Below are 15,327 nucleotides of genomic sequence, written 5' to 3'. Positions count from 1 at the left end.
AAAGAAACGAGGATTTAATCAGGATTTGGTTGAGGGTTTGACAAAACGCTTAAGCTCTGGTTAAAACCCTGGATGGATTCCTGACTAACCGTAGAGATGCCTGACTGAATTGAGCGAATTATAGCGTGAGAACTCACCTGAGAGCACCCTCTGGTCTCGATAGGTTTGATAGAGAAATTTTGGATTTCATACCAATTTCGGAGGCAATTGTGGCTGATCGTTCCATTTGACGGGGCACGGCGTGCCATGCTGTATGGGCAAAAAAACCCTCACTTCCAACTTTTGGAAATGAGGGAAAATCGGTGTTGCATTTAGCAATGCCCAACTATTAACCTGGCAACGATTGTTTGTGCGGATTGGAGCGGTTCCTTCAGAGTTGCGCTCTGCGCTAATCGCGTCGGGTGAGTACACAGTCGTTCGTCGCTTCGTTTCAGTCGGCTTCAGCCCCCTAAATCCCCCATTTTAGGGGACCTTGAAACTGGAGTCTTGGCTCAAAGTCCCCCACTCGTGGGGGATTTAGGGGGCAAAGATCTCGGCGATGACAGATCAAAGGACTTGCGGGTACACCCTACCGCTTCACGCTGGGTCTTTGATGCCAGGTTAATCGCTACTTCAAACCCAGACCTGCTTTGCCTGCATAAATGGCTTGACTGCCTAACTCATCCTCGATTCGCAGCAGTTGGTTATATTTGGCAACCCGCTCACTGCGACAGAGCGACCCTGTTTTAATCTGTCCTGCACGAGTTGCAACGGCTAGATCCGCGATCGTCGTATCTTCAGTTTCACCCGATCGGTGGCTGATAATCGATCGGAAACTGTTGCGCGTGGCTAAATCGATCGCTTGTAGCGTTTCGGTCAGCGATCCAATCTGGTTGAGTTTGATCAGAATCGCGTTTGCCGCTTTTTGATCAATGCCTTTTTGTAAGCGGGTGATATTCGTCACGAATAAATCATCGCCCACAAGTTGACAGCGATCGCCGATCTGCTGCGTCAATAACTGCCAGCTTTGCCAATCATCTTCGTGCAGACCATCTTCGATCGACACGATCGGATATTGGCTCGCTAGACTTGCCATGTAGTCAATAAACTCGGTGGGAGCGTGGGCAGATCCGTCGTAGGTATATTGTCCGTCTTTGTAGAATTCGCTAGCAGCGATATCCAGCGCTAGGGCAACCTCGGTGCCGGGTTTATAGCCTGCTTGCTCGATCGCCACCATCAACAAATCCAACGCCGCTTGATTTGACTCTAGGTTGGGCGCAAAACCACCTTCGTCACCGACCCCGGTCAACAGGCCCTTGTCGTGCAAAACCTTGCTCAGAGACGCAAACACTTCTGCCCCCCAGCGCAACGCTTCTTTAAAACTCGATGCCCCGACGGGCACAATCATGAATTCTTGAAAATCGACATTGTTATCAGCGTGAGCACCGCCATTGATCACATTCATTAATGGCACCGGGAGCAGATTTGCTAACGGCCCGCCGAGATAGCGATAGAGCGGCAAGCCGACCGATTCGGCACCTGCTTTTGCGGTCGCCAGCGAGACGGCTAGAATTGCATTTGCGCCTAAATTGGACTTGTTGGGAGAGCCATCGATCGCGATCATTTTGTGATCGATTTCTTCTTGATTTACCGCGTGTAGGCCAATTAATTCGGGTGCCAGGGTTTCTTTGACGTTTTTGACAGCCGTGAGAACGCCTTTGCCGCCATAGCGTTTTTCGTCGCCATCGCGCAACTCGTGCGCTTCAAAACTGCCCGTTGATGCCCCACTTGGCACTTGGGCGATCCCCATCACACCATTGACGAGATAGACTTCTGCCTCGATCGTCGGGCGACCTCGTGAATCGAGAATCTCACGAGCGTTTATAGACTCAATAGCGGTTTCAGAAGTGTCAATCATGCTCTATAGACCTCAGATAGAAAGGGGAAGGATGAATGGCAGCATTTACCCATCGCTTAGAATACGCTCTTGTAGAGCATTCTGTAAGGATATTCAGGGTGTCTCAAGATTATTGAGAGAGTCTGGTGAGTTTTGTCAGAATGGTAACGAACACTCAAAAAGAACGGAGAAACCACGATGCGACTATTACACACCATGCTGAGAGTCGGCGATTTAGACCGATCGCTGAAATTTTATTGTGAGCTTTTGGGCATGACGCTGCTGCGGAAGAAAGATTATCCGGGCGGCGAGTTTACACTAGCATTCATCGGCTATGGTGACGAGTCAGACCATACTGTAATCGAACTGACCTATAACTGGGGCAAAGATCACTACAGTTTGGGTGACGCTTATGGGCATATCGCGATCGGAGTCGATGATATTTACGCGACTTGTAAAGAGATTGGCGATCGTGGCGGCAAAGTCACTCGCCAACCTGGGCCGATGAAGCACGGCTCAACCGTGATCGCGTTTGTTGAAGACCCTGACGGCTATAAAGTCGAGTTGATTCAGCAAAAAGCGATCGCAACTGCTTCCGAAAAGGCACCCTCCGCAGCAACGGTCTAGAGAAACGTTTTTTGGCAATGATTTGGGTCGGGGCAATCCCCCTGTGGTTGCCCTCCGTCAGGGGTAGGCACGGGGGCGCTACCTCTACAGCCATTTCATCCCCTCGTTAGGCATAGACCTCCGATTTCTTCGAGACATCGGAGGTCTAATATCGCGTATTTCTCCCTTTTCTTTTTCCTGATCTCACTGAGCGTTTATACTCCTGATGGAAGGAGTGTGAGCGGTTGTGATGCTCGATCGGGCAGACAACCCCTCTTCGAGGAGTGAGACTGGTGAAGAAGGTTGAATGGTTAGCAGTCAGTTTAGGGAGCCTCAGTGTTCTGGCACCTCTGCCTGGGTGGGCAAATGACACAAGCTCACTCTCCCCACCGTCAGAAATTTCACAGATTGCTTCTGTGGAAGATTTACAGACTTCTGAGATCGTCGAAGATCCGATGGCGCAGGTTACGTCGGTTTCGCAGCTATCGGATATCAAGCCGAGTGATTGGGCCTTTAAAGCACTGCAATCTCTGGTTGAGCGCTATGGCGTGATTGTTGGTTATCCAGACGGCACGTTTCGCGGCAACCGATCGCTGAGTCGGTTTGAGTTTAGTGCGGCACTGAATGCAGTGCTGGGCAAAGTTGAAGAACAGCTTCTCGCCGGAGATGTCAGCGGCACGGCTCAACAAGATGTCTTGACGATTCGACGGTTAATCGCAGCTTATGGCAACGCGCTGAACGATTTGAGATCGCGACTCGACAACATCACTAGCCGCAATCTTCAGCTAGACGATCGCCAATTTTCGACCACCACCAAGCTCAACGGACAAACCATTTTCGCTGGAACGAATGGCTCTAGAGACACCCTAAGTCTGGCATCTCGGACTCGGTTAAATCTGATCACCAGTTTTAACGGTCGCGATCGTCTAGTCAGTCAATTAGAAACCGGAAATAACGGCAGAGACGCGATTTCGACGGCTCAAAATCGCCAGCAAAATTTATTGGGCACAACGGGCATTTTGGCAGATGGGGGCGGCTTAGATTATGTCGGAGTTCCTCCCACGGTGCGCTTGAGAAAGCTCTATTATGTGTTTCAGCCATCCTCAAACCTTGAAGTTGCCGTTGGGTCTAAACTGCCGCCTAGTGATTTTGTCGATCGCAATAGTTTCGCCAATCAAGCGGGCGATAATTTCAACTCTAGCTTTTTTGCCAACAATCCTTTAATCGTGCAAAACGAAATCGATCGCATTGGTGGAGCGGGCGCTGCTGTTGCGTGGACGGTTCGCGACAATTTAATCTTGCGCGGATTTTATGCGGCTGCCGATGCCGGAGATCCGGCTAAAGGGCTGTTTGGCGATCGCTACCAGGGCACGTTAGAGGCTGAATATACACTACCTCAACAGCCGATCACAGTGCGGCTGCAATACACCCACGCAGAGATTAATGGCAGCACCATCAACGCAGGCGGCATCAATGCAGAATGGGCGATCAAGCGTCCATTTGGGGTGTTTGGAAGATTGGGGTTTGGCAATTACAACGGCTTCAATACAGCTTTAGGAGAGGATTTAGACCTCAATCCCAAAAGCTGGGCACTGGGCTTTGCCGTCCGCAATTTTCTGATCCCAGGGTCTAGGGCGGGAATTGCCCTCGGTCAACCTTTTATAGAGAATAAAATCGGCAGCGCAACTCAAACTAATCTAGAAGGCTATTTTGGGTTAGCGCTGAGTGATCATCTCAATATCAGCCCCGGATTTCTGGTCGTTTCTAACCCTAACAATCGTCCCAGTCCGATGATTTGGCAGTGGGTGATTCGATTTGGGTTTGAGTTTTAGAAAGCTCGTTACTAACAGCGAACAGCCCATCGCTAAAGGCTACAATGGGATCTACAGAGAAGCAGATTTATAGAGACTGACTGGAGAACATGCAACCCACTGACCCAAGCAAATTTACTGACAAAGCATGGGAGGCGATCGTACAAGCACAGGATGTTGTCCGGCGCTATAAACACCAAAACTTAGAAGTTGAGCATCTGATCACCAGCGTCATCGAGCAGAAAGATGGGCTGGCCAATAAGATTCTCACAAAGGCTGGGGTCGATGTGCAGCAGTTGGGTCAGCAGGTCGATGACTATGCCAAACGACAGCCCAAAGTGGGCAACACTGAACAGCTTTATTTGGGTCGCTATTTAGATACGCTGCTCGATCGCTCTGAGCTGGCGCGCAACAATTGGCAAGATGACTTTATCTCGATCGAGCATTTCTTAATCGGGTTTGCTAACGATCCTCGGTTGGGGATGAAGCTATTTCGCGGATTTAATCTCGATACCGCAAAATTAGAAACCGCGATTAAAGAGGTGCGGGGCAGTCAGAAAGTCACCGATCAAACCCCCGAATCTCGCTACTCGGCGCTAGAAAAATTTGGGCAAGATCTCACTGAGAAGGCGAAAGCCGGAAAGATCGATCCGGTGATTGGGCGAGATGAAGAAATTCGTCGCGTCATTCAAGTGCTGTCTCGCCGGACGAAGAATAATCCGGTGTTGATCGGTGAACCAGGCGTGGGCAAAACTGCGATCGCCGAAGGACTCGCTCAACGGATCATTAACGGCGACGTGCCCGAATCGTTGAAAAATCGCGTCTTGATCTCGCTCGATATGGGTTCTCTAATCGCCGGAGCAAAATATCGCGGCGAATTTGAAGACCGTCTCCGTGCGGTTCTCAAAGAAGTAATCAACTCCGATGGGCAAGTCGTACTCTTCATCGACGAGCTTCACACCGTCGTCGGAGCCGGAGCCACTCAAGGCAACATGGATGCTGGCAACCTCTTGAAACCGATGTTGGCACGAGGCGAACTGCGCTGTATTGGGGCAACCACGCTGGATGAATATCGCAAATATATCGAAAAAGATGCCGCCCTAGAGCGACGATTTCAGCAGGTTCTGATTGAGCAACCCTCAGTCGAAGACACGATCTCGATTTTGCGGGGACTCAAGAATCGCTATGAAGTTCACCATGCCGTGAAAATTACCGATTCTGCCCTGGTCGCTGCGGCAACGCTTTCGAGTCGCTATATCGCCGATCGCTTCTTGCCCGACAAAGCGATCGATCTTGTAGACGAAGCCGCCGCCAAACTCAAAATGGAGATCACCTCAAAACCCGTCGAGTTAGAGACGACCGAACGGCGCTTGAGACAGCTAGAAATGGAGAAACTGTCTCTAGAAGGGGAAGGCAAGGCGACGTTAACCGGGGCAGCATTTCGTCCCTCAAAAGATCGGTTAGAGCGCATTAATCAAGAGATTGAAGAGTTGGGAGACAAGCAGCAAGGGCTGAGTTCTCAATGGGAAAATGAGAAGCAAATTTTAGAAGAGATTAACCATCTCAAAGAAGAAGAAGAACATCTCAAGGTGCAAATTGACCAAGCCGAACGTGCCTATGATCTGAACACGGCTGCCAAGCTGAAATACGATCGTCTCAGCACCGTTCAGCGTAGTTTAGAAACTCAAGAAGCTCAACTGCTAGAAATGCAGACCAATGGCTCGACGCTGCTCAGAGAGCAGGTTTCTGAATCTGACATCGCTGAAATTGTCGCTAAATGGACGGGCATTCCAGTCAATCGCTTGCTAGAGTCAGAGCGTCAAAAATTATTGACTTTAGAACATCATCTGCATCACCGAGTCATCGGGCAACAAGATGCCGTCGAAGCAGTTTCAGCCGCCATTCGTCGCGCTCGATCGGGCATGAAAGATCCCGGTCGCCCGATCGGATCATTCCTCTTCATGGGGCCGACAGGGGTCGGAAAAACTGAGCTTGCCAAAGCATTAGCGCAATTTTTGTTTGATGCCGACGATGCAATGGTGCGAATGGATATGTCCGAATATATGGACAAAAGCTCGGTGATGCGAGTGATTGGGGCACCTCCCGGATACGTCGGCTACGAAGAAGGAGGACAACTCGCGGAAGCAGTGCGACGCAAACCTTACTCGGTTGTGTTGATGGATGAAGTCGAAAAAGCTCACCCCGATGTGTTTAACATTTTGCTACAAGTGTTGGACGACGGACGAATCACCGATTCTCAAGGCAGAACGATCGACTTCAGCAACACGGTCATTGTGATGACGAGCAACATCGGTAGTGAACACATTCTCGATGTTGCGGGCGATGATTCTCAATATGACGAGATGCAACGGCGCGTGATGATTGCCCTGCAAAAGCATTTTCGTCCTGAGTTTCTCAATCGCATTGACGACACGATTCTCTTTCATCCGCTCAGTCGGGCTGAGTTGGGCGAAATTGTCGTGCTGCAACTCAAACGCATTCAGGGAATGTTAGCCGACAAAAAGATCGTGATCGAACTGACTGAGGCGGCTCGAAATCACCTGGCTGATTTGGGCTACGACCCGGTGTATGGTGCTCGTCCGTTAAAGCGGGCCATTCAGCGAGAATTGCAGAACCCGATCGCCACCAAACTGCTCGAAAATACGTTTGTCGATGGCGATACTATTTTGGTTGATCTAGTAAAGGGTAAACTGTCATTTAACAAAAAAACGGTCACCGCCCAGTTATCTCCGATCGTTTCATAAACGTGAAGCTTAACTGAAATCTTGCAGCATTCTGAGTCAGTCTGCTGACCCGCCCTGAACTGAAGTTCGGGCTAATAGTTCAAGTCCGTTAAAACGGACTAAAAGCGAGTCCCAGCTAGTTCTTCAGTCCGTTTTAACGGAACGTGAGTTCGACGAGGCTTTTCGTTTCGTTTTGAGCGGCTTCAGCCCCCTAAATCCCCCAAAATTGGGGGACTTTGAGCCAAGATTTCCGGTTCAAAGTCCCTCAGAATGGGGGATTTAGGGGGCTTCCCGGATTCACAATCGTAGCCAATCACTTCTGTCGAACTGACGTTAACGGACTTTCCCCGTTAGCCCGAACTTCAGTTCAGGGTGGGAGAATGCTATGAACCACAGGTTCTCATCGTCCAGATACCAGAGGTGCAAGATCTAAGTTAAGCTTTTCCGCGATGCCGTGCTTTCGCTTTTTCGCGGCTCAGTCGTCGTTTTTCGGCTTCCTTGGCTTCGTCTTCTGCTTTTGAGCGCTTCTTTGATTCTTTTTTGTGTTGCTCAAGCTCTTGCTGTAAGACCATTTGAGCCATTGTGGAGACTCCTCGCACTGCCATTTCTTTAGCCGCCTCGCGCGATCGTCGCTTGGGGTTGATCGGCTTATGATCAGTTGGAGCCACACCCGTACATTGAGTTTGCTGAACTAAGGTTGTGGCGTGATTGTCTGACACAAACGACAGCACCTCAATATCGCTGGGTTCTGCACCAAATAGATGTCGTCCCGCTTTTAATACGCCGTCGTGATCGACCTCAATGACACCTTCCCAAAATTGACCATTAAAAAAGACTGTCAGCTTCATGACCCAACAAGAGATTGTATTTTCAATCACCGATTCTGCTTCAAACCGTCCACGCTCTTGTTTAAGATAGCGCTTCAAAATGATTTGAAACAGTATTATTGACATCAATGCGCCTTACATCGGATCAATCATCGAAACGATGTTAATTTGTATTTCAGCCGCGTGGAATATGCTGCACGATCTTGTCTATGAATCGCTAGAATCGAGCTATAGTCTGCGATTTTGTGATGTAGCCATGTTGACTCACGCTAAGGGTTTCTGCGTTCAAAAGGCGATTAGAAAGTTTTGTTTAATGACGCTTTCTATTGCCGCGATCGCACAAGTTTCAACGGCTGCGATCACGGCTGAGAGGCGTGTTTTGGCAGCAGTTTCATCAGGGTTTCCTGTAGTGCGATCGTCGCTGCTCAAACCAGATTTAAGTGTGCCTTGGTCACAGCCTGTGCAAGTCGTTGACCCATTTGAAGGAACTTATTTAGCAGTCTTTGATCAGAATTATTTTTCTCGATCGTTTGGCAATAAAAACAGTCAGGTCAAGGTCGTCAGCTTGTGGAGTCAAAACTCAGTCCGCTTGCTGTTGGCATATCGTGGGCGAGAGTGTGCGTCAGTCCGTGGGTCTTATGGGTTGCGGCTTCACACTAATTTTTTCAGATCTGATCGTGATCCTTTTCGGTTTTTTGATGATGACTTTGCCGATTCAGTTTGCATCACTTCTAGCGACACTCAGAAGATTGTCGACTTGTCGCTGAAACTGGGCGATCGCGTGTTTCGTCTCAAAGAAAAAGGTAATGCGTTTCTGGTTACTGAAGAGTTAGCCGCAGCGTTAAAAAATGCGCCAGAGAAGAATGTAAGAATTCGATTAATTGCAGATAATGGTGAGACGTTGGATAGTGAAATTGGCGTAGGAACGGTGAAAGCTTGGAAATCGATTTACTGATAACAAAATGATTTTTTACGTTGCAGAATGAGGGGATGTGGCTGTAGGGATAGTGCCCCCGTACATACCCCTGACGGAGGACAACCATAGGGGGATTGCCCCTAACCCATCTCTCTATGCAACAACGGACAAAAAAAGTGTGCCATTCTGCGAGGGTTTGATAGAGTCAAAGCAGGCGTTGGTGTGAACATGATGCACATTCTACATGGCACTTGGATTCCAGAAGACACAACTGACTTTGTACAGCGGGGCAACTTTTACCTGTGGGTGGAAACCCTAGAAAGCGTCAAACCGCGCAAATCAGAGCCTTTCCTGCATCCACATCACTTGCAGAAAGAGCCGCTGTCCATCTTTTTAACGCAGGAACTTGGACTAGATCTGACTCCGATCGCGATTAGCACAAAGCGCAACTCCGCAGGCACCGACAAACCCTTCTTTCTATTGCCGAGTGTAGATCAACATCCTTGTCCTTCGCCTGAATTGGCGCGATATCTCGAAACCGATTCGCCCGAAACTTGGGACTGGCAGTATTGGGCGATCGATTGCTATCGCTGTGTTGTTCCGATTAAGACCAGTGGCACTCAGAGTACTACTGTTCCCAATGTGATTAAACTCCTGAATGAGCTACATTTCCTGGCGTTGCACAATCTCGCAGATGTGCAATTTGGAGCAGATTTACTCTTTTGGTATCACTACACGCAATTCTTCAAGCATGTGATTCTCAACGATCGCTATATTCCGTCGCTGAAGTACCGATCGCTACCTATCCCAAAACGTAAAAGTAAATCTGCATCAGAGTTTGAACTATATCCGGGTTGGGAAATCCTATCGATGGATTATGAGTCTGAACTGGGACAATATGCTGAGTGGATGCCATTGTTGTGTACGACGGGCTTTCACACGTTGCCTACTCAGCCGCAGATGCACGATCGCGCTACTCTGCTTCGCCATTTCTCTGAAGTCATCCTCCACGAAATCATCACTCATACTCCAATCACGGCAGCCTTTGAGAAACAGATCGCAAACACTCTCATTAGCCGTTGTCTTCAAGGAGAAGCACCTCAACGTAATCAAGATTTAGAACAGTATCAGCAATGGCAAACCTGGCGCAACCGAATTGCTCAAAGTCAAGCTGACCTGCCCTTTCATCTGTGTTTCCAACTTCAGTCCCCTCCAGAATCAAATGATCCTTGGGTGCTGGAGTTCCAAGTTGCTGCACGGCAAGATCCCTCAGTCAAAGTGCCCTTGGCAGATTATTGGAACGCGCGATCGACCCAACAAAAAACACTGCTAAAACAGTTTGGACAAGACTTTGAACAACAGTTGTTAATGCAACTCGGTTACGCCGCACGAGTCTATCCTAAACTTTGGGCAGGACTTGATACCGATCGTCCGATCCAAATCTTACTCAGTCTCGAAGATGCCACTGCTTTTCTGCAAGAGACGGCTTGGGTGCTAGAAGATGCGGGCTATAAAGTGATTGTTCCGGCTTGGTGGACACCGCAAGGATGGAGACGAGCCAAAATCAGAATGCGGGCGGGTGGTCGCAAAGTGAGCGGCAGTAGCAAAAGTAAAAGCTATTTTTCAGCCGCATCTGTGATTGACTATCAATACGAGTTGTCGATCGATGGCGAACCTGTCAAAGAACAGGAATGGCAACAGCTTGTGCAATCAAAATCATCACTGGTGCAATTTCGCGGACAGTGGATTCAACTCGATAAAGATAAAATGCAGCAAATGCTAGAGTTCTGGAAAAAACACAAGAACGACAATCCAGAATTGAGCTTGCTTGACTTGATGAAATTATCCGCAGAAGGCAGCGACGGAATTGAATTAGAAGTGGCTTATGACTCTACTTTATCCACAATGTTGAGTCAACTCAACGATAAAAGTCAACTCGAAGTGTTGCCCGATCCCAAACAGTTAAATGGCACTTTGAGAGCCTATCAAAAACGAGGTGTCTCTTGGCTCCACTATCTCGAAAGTTTAGGATTAAACGGCTGTCTTGCAGATGATATGGGGATGGGCAAATCTTTTCAAGTGATTGCGCGGTTAGTGCAGGAACGGGAAGCACTACCGAAAACTCGTCAGAAGTCTTCGCCGATTCCGCCAACTTTGTTGATTGCGCCCACGTCGGTTGTTGGAAATTGGCAAAAGGAAATTGAAAAATTTGCACCACATTTACGATCGCTGCTCCATCACGGCAGCGATCGCGTTCAAACAGCCGAGGAGTTTCGACGGGCGATCGCAGACCACGACGTAATCATCACCTCTTACACTTTAATTCGCAAAGACATCACCTTTCTTTCAGCCATGACGTGGCAGCGAATCGTGATTGACGAAGCTCAAAACATCAAGAATCCCAAAGCCGCGCAAACCAAAGCGATTCTCAAACTTCCAGCGCGACACCGACTCGCATTAACCGGAACACCCGTAGAAAATCGGCTATTAGATTTATGGTCGATTCTCAACTTCCTCAACCCCGGCTATTTAGGCAAAGAAACGCAGTTTCGGCAAGCGTTTGAGACTCCGATTCAGAAGAACAACGATCGATTGAAATCGGCAGCCTTAAAGCAACTCGTCGAGCCGTTCATCCTCAGACGAGTGAAAACTGATCCCGCGATCATTCAAGATTTGCCGGATAAAGTTGAACAAAAACTCTTCTGCAATCTGACTAAAGAACAAGCCTCACTCTACGAAGCAGTCGTGAAAGATGTCGTGAAGCAGTTAGAAGATGCAGAAGGAATTCAGCGTAAGGGCATGATGTTGGCAACGTTAATGAAACTCAAACAGATTTGCAATCATCCGATGCAGTTTCTTCAAGATGGAAGCGAGTTTTCACCGGAGCGATCGCATAAACTCCAACGTCTCAGCGAAATGATTGAAGAAGCGATCGACGAAGGAGAAAGTTTACTCGTCTTCACTCAATTTGCAGAAATCGGAGCTGCATTGGAAAAATATCTCAAACACCAACGCTACAAAACATACTATCTACACGGAGGCACCGCTAGACCGAAACGCGAAAAAATGATTGCAGAGTTTCAAGATCCCGACACCGAACCATCGATCTTTATTCTGTCGCTCAAGGCAGGCGGAGTCGGGATTACACTCACTAAAGCGAATCATGTCTTTCACTTCGATCGCTGGTGGAATCCGGCAGTAGAAGATCAAGCCACCGATCGCGCCTTTCGGATTGGACAAAAGAAGAATGTCTTTGTGCATAAATTCGTGGCGATCGGCACCCTCGAAGAACGCATCGATCAAATGATTGAAGATAAAAAGAAACTCGCAGGTGCGATCGTCGGTTCTGATGAATCGTGGCTCACCGAACTGAACAACGAAGCTTTCAAACAACTGATTACCCTCAATCGTAAGACGGTATTGGAGTAAAGATCATGGCGCAATTATCCAAAACTTGGTGGGGCAACAAATTTATCACAGCGCTGGAAACATTCACCGATTCCGGGCGCTTGAGTCGAGGACGATCGTATCGCAATAGCGATCGCATTCGCAAACTCGATATCACCGATAGTGTGATTACTGCTGAAGTCCGAGGTAATGTGAATCCCTACTTTGGGGTATACAAAGAGCCGATTTATAAGACTGAGATTGTGGTGCATTCGATCAGTCCAGCCCAGTGGACGGCAGCGATCGCTTATATTGCCTCTAAAGCCAGTTTCATTTCTAAACTGTTGTTGAATGAGATGCCCGATAACATTGAGGATGCATTCACGCAACTGAATCTCAATCTGTTACCCAAATCGAAAAAAGATTTTAGCACCGATTGTTCTTGTCCTGACTACAGTAATCCTTGCAAACATATTGCAGGAGTTTACTATCGAGTTGCCGCAGAACTCGATCGCGATCCCTTTTTACTGTTTGAACTTCGGGGAATTTCTCGCGAAAAGCTGCGGTCTGAACTGGCAAAAACGCCCCTCGGACAAGCTCTTGCCGCCGAACTCGATATCCAAGCAACACCCTCTCGATCGACAGACTCGTTCTACACTCGACCCACTTTCCTGTCAGTACCTACCCAGACGACGGTAAAGGACTTCTGGCAAGGTGCTAAACCTTTACCGAAAGAGATTGAGCGTCCGCCTCAAAGCAGCGTCTCTGGAATTTTGGTGAAGAAGCAGGGAGATTTTCCGCCGTTTTGGAATAAAGATCAGTCGTTCGTTGCGGTAATGGAAGAAGTTTACGATCGTGTCAAATCCAAAAACAAAGACTTGCTTTGACCCATTTTCTTGATCTAGACTTATGACGAACATGAATCAGACTCATATAGCAATCCTATTTCAGGTGTGAGAGTGGGACAGGCTTCCAGCCTGTACGGGCAAGATGTCCATCCCACAATTCATTGGGGATTGATATACAATAAACATGATATGAATTCATGCTCTCTGCGATCGCTACACCGCAACAACAACTAGCAGCCAATCTGCGCCATTTCGCACCTTCTATCGGCTAAATCTAGCGCCAAGGAACTTTTATGAATTCCTCGCACCTGACGACAAATTCTGAATCAAACCTTGAAATCGCGACCCGCGCAAAGCTCAACTCCGCAAAAATCGCGAACCCGATTTCCTTTCCAGCCGTCACATCCAATCTGTCTGAAAACGTCATTCTCACTACTGTCGATGATCTCTATAACTGGGCAAGAATGTCCAGCCTATATCCCTTACTATTTGGAACGGCCTGCTGTTTCATTGAGTTTGCGGCGTTGATTGCGTCACGACATGACTTTGAGCGGTTTGGCATGTTTCCCCGCAGCAGCCCACGTCAAGCTGACCTGCTGATTACAGCGGGAACAATCACCATGAAAATGGCTCCGGCATTAGTTCGACTCTATGAACAAATGCCAGAACCTAAATATGTGATTGCAATGGGCGCTTGCACGATCACAGGCGGAATGTTTAGCGTTGATTCTCCAACAGCAGTGCGCGGAGTCGATAAGCTGATTCCAGTCGATATTTACTTGCCGGGATGTCCGCCACGACCGGAAGCGATTTTAGATGCAATTATCAAGCTGCGAAAAAAGATTGCGAATGAAAGTTTACAAGAGTATCGTCAAACTGAACCGACTCACCGCTATTACAGCCGAATGCACACAATGAGAGTTGTTCCGCCAATTCACACAGGACAATATTTAGCAGAAGAAACTCGTCAAGCTTCACCCTCAACCCTTGTTGCAGCCGAGCAGACCAACCCACTTCCCTTTGTAGAAGGTTTGCCCACGAAGCAAACGGAGCAAAGCTAGTGAGTCGAATTGTTGTCACCACGATCGGATCTTTTGGCAATCTACATCCCAAAATTGCGATCGCATATCATGCCGATTTGATTGACGCGACAAATCTATATGAGGACACGGCAGTGCCATGCCCATACAACAGTATGCTTTGATTACAACGCATTAGCAGGTTCTAAGCCCAACTCTAAAAGCAAGCGATCGCTATCCACATATTCGTCAACCATTTGACAGACACATTGAAACTTAATCGGCTCATGCAAGCGAACTTGACCAAACGCGCGATCCACGATTTCGACGGTAGATAGCGTATCTAAATCCACCGACAAAATCGGAATTTCTAAATCTTCAGCCCGACTGATAATGGTTTTTGAGGGCGGAATATGACCCGTCAGAATCAAGCATTGGGTTGACGTTTCAAGCGCCGCAAGTTGCAGATCAGTGCGATCGCCCCCCGTCACCACCGCCATGTTATGACGCGCTCGGAAGTATTTTAGGGCTGAGTTGACGTTCATTGCCCCGATCGTCAGGCTTTCAACCATTAAATCCATGCGATCGGCGCGACATAGCACCTCTGCTTTAAGCTGACGCACCAACTCACCGACGCTGACGCTGCGAAGCAGGTTGCTGCTAGGCATCACGCCAAATACTCTAATGCCCTGCTTTTCTAGAAAGGGCAGCATTAGCGTATTAATCACATTAATTTGGTCGCTAGACACATCATTGATGATCACGCCGAGGAGCCGATCGCCGAGTTGCTGCTTGGCTGAAATCAACCCATCTAGCAGCAGCAGTGAATGGAATCGAGCCACCAAAAGCACCGACGCATTAATGGTTTCAGCAACTTGAAGGATAGACAGGTCAAATAATTTGCCTTCGTCTAAGGTGCCTGAGCCTTCTAGAATCATCAGATCGCCCTGCTGCTGCTGGGCTTGTTGCGCTAGCAGTTCCTGGTAGTTGGTTTGATCCTCTTCAAGCAGCCGCTTTTGAACGGTTACGTTGTCGAGCGTTAACAGAGTCGGTTGCAGCCGATCTTTAGGAAGCTTTAAAGTTTGGGCAACAAACTGGACATCCCCATCATCGTCATCCATTTTAGATTGCCCCCAGCCGCCTGCGATCGGCTTTCCGTAGGCGATATCTAGCCCTCTGGCTTTGAGTTGATGAGCGATACCTAAAATCGTTGCTGACTTACCGCTGTAAGCTTCTAGCGATCCAATCAGTAAATGCTTCGCGGACTTTGGCACGTCCTGGCTCCGTTTAAAT

The 15,327-nt window shown here is 48.4% G+C and carries 11 protein-coding genes; 8 read left to right on the top strand and 3 right to left on the bottom strand.

Annotated elements, in window-relative coordinates:
* Nucleotides 1-607: 607 nt before the first annotated feature.
* Nucleotides 608-1,897, bottom strand: a complete 1,290-nt coding sequence (eno, locus tag BRW63_RS01195; RefSeq protein ID WP_073069077.1) for a phosphopyruvate hydratase — start codon at nucleotides 1,895-1,897, stop codon at nucleotides 608-610.
* Between the two features lie 177 nt (nucleotides 1,898-2,074).
* On the opposite strand from eno, the gene gloA reads away from it, so the two are divergent.
* The 3 genes from gloA to clpB all read left to right on the top strand — a co-directional run bounded on the left by gloA (nucleotide 2,075) and on the right by clpB (nucleotide 7,058).
* Nucleotides 2,075-2,503 carry a lactoylglutathione lyase gene (gene gloA, locus BRW63_RS01190; RefSeq protein WP_073069076.1) on the top strand — a complete coding sequence of 143 codons (429 nt, stop codon included), beginning with the start codon at nucleotides 2,075-2,077 and terminating at the stop codon, nucleotides 2,501-2,503.
* A 272-nt stretch (nucleotides 2,504-2,775) separates the two neighbouring features.
* Complete coding sequence (locus BRW63_RS01185; RefSeq protein ID WP_073069075.1) at nucleotides 2,776-4,314, top strand: iron uptake porin; 1,539 nt, start codon at nucleotides 2,776-2,778, stop codon at nucleotides 4,312-4,314.
* Nucleotides 4,315-4,403: 89 nt separating this feature from the next.
* Nucleotides 4,404-7,058: an ATP-dependent chaperone ClpB gene (gene clpB / locus BRW63_RS01180; RefSeq protein WP_073069074.1), complete on the top strand. Its 2,655-nt coding sequence runs from the start codon at nucleotides 4,404-4,406 to the stop codon at nucleotides 7,056-7,058.
* Between the two features lie 413 nt (nucleotides 7,059-7,471).
* On the opposite strand, the gene BRW63_RS01175 is transcribed toward clpB, so the two are convergent.
* Nucleotides 7,472-7,990 carry a YjdF family protein gene (locus BRW63_RS01175; protein WP_219898269.1) on the bottom strand — a complete coding sequence of 173 codons (519 nt, stop codon included), beginning with the start codon at nucleotides 7,988-7,990 and terminating at the stop codon, nucleotides 7,472-7,474.
* Between the two features lie 34 nt (nucleotides 7,991-8,024).
* On the opposite strand from BRW63_RS01175, the gene BRW63_RS01170 reads away from it, so the two are divergent.
* The 5 genes from BRW63_RS01170 (at nucleotide 8,025) to BRW63_RS28020 (ending at nucleotide 14,219) form a co-directional block, all read left to right on the top strand.
* Nucleotides 8,025-8,819 (top strand): hypothetical protein, encoded by a 795-nt coding sequence (locus tag BRW63_RS01170; RefSeq protein ID WP_143161984.1) that lies wholly within the window; start codon nucleotides 8,025-8,027, stop codon nucleotides 8,817-8,819.
* Nucleotides 8,820-9,008: 189 nt separating this feature from the next.
* Nucleotides 9,009-12,209 carry a DEAD/DEAH box helicase gene (locus BRW63_RS01165; protein WP_244913138.1) on the top strand — a complete coding sequence of 1,067 codons (3,201 nt, stop codon included), beginning with the start codon at nucleotides 9,009-9,011 and terminating at the stop codon, nucleotides 12,207-12,209.
* A 5-nt stretch (nucleotides 12,210-12,214) separates the two neighbouring features.
* A complete protein-coding gene (locus BRW63_RS01160; RefSeq protein WP_073069072.1) occupies nucleotides 12,215-13,054 on the top strand; it encodes an SWIM zinc finger family protein in 840 nt (279 codons plus the stop codon).
* Nucleotides 13,055-13,308: 254 nt separating this feature from the next.
* Nucleotides 13,309-14,076: an NADH-quinone oxidoreductase subunit NuoB gene (nuoB, locus tag BRW63_RS01155; RefSeq protein ID WP_083582604.1), complete on the top strand. Its 768-nt coding sequence runs from the start codon at nucleotides 13,309-13,311 to the stop codon at nucleotides 14,074-14,076.
* Entirely contained in the window at nucleotides 14,076-14,219 is a 144-nt protein-coding gene (locus tag BRW63_RS28020; protein ID WP_181314310.1) for a hypothetical protein, read from the top strand. The genes nuoB and BRW63_RS28020 overlap by 1 nt, the downstream gene beginning before the upstream one ends.
* Here BRW63_RS28020 and BRW63_RS01150 read toward each other — a convergent pair whose 3' ends face one another.
* Entirely contained in the window at nucleotides 14,220-15,308 is a 1,089-nt protein-coding gene (locus BRW63_RS01150; protein WP_073069071.1) for a phosphotransacetylase family protein, read from the bottom strand.
* Between the last annotated feature and the right edge of the window lie 19 nt (nucleotides 15,309-15,327).

The sequence above is a fragment of the Phormidesmis priestleyi ULC007 genome, from assembly GCF_001895925.1.
Taxonomy (GTDB): Bacteria; Cyanobacteriota; Cyanobacteriia; order Leptolyngbyales; family Leptolyngbyaceae; genus Phormidesmis_A; species Phormidesmis_A priestleyi_A.
This window is presented reverse-complemented; position numbering and strand designations above follow the sequence as displayed.

Coding starts and splice junctions, on each gene's coding strand:
- BRW63_RS01160 (WP_073069072.1), top strand. CDS start 12,215: ATGGCGCAATTATCCAAAACTTGGTGGGGCAACAAATTTATCACAGCG.
- nuoB (WP_083582604.1), top strand. CDS start 13,309: ATGAATTCCTCGCACCTGACGACAAATTCTGAATCAAACCTTGAAATC.
- BRW63_RS01175 (WP_219898269.1), bottom strand. CDS start 7,990: ATGTCAATAATACTGTTTCAAATCATTTTGAAGCGCTATCTTAAACAA.
- BRW63_RS01170 (WP_143161984.1), top strand. CDS start 8,025: ATGTTAATTTGTATTTCAGCCGCGTGGAATATGCTGCACGATCTTGTC.
- gloA (WP_073069076.1), top strand. CDS start 2,075: ATGCGACTATTACACACCATGCTGAGAGTCGGCGATTTAGACCGATCG.
- clpB (WP_073069074.1), top strand. CDS start 4,404: ATGCAACCCACTGACCCAAGCAAATTTACTGACAAAGCATGGGAGGCG.
- eno (WP_073069077.1), bottom strand. CDS start 1,897: ATGATTGACACTTCTGAAACCGCTATTGAGTCTATAAACGCTCGTGAG.
- BRW63_RS01165 (WP_244913138.1), top strand. CDS start 9,009: ATGATGCACATTCTACATGGCACTTGGATTCCAGAAGACACAACTGAC.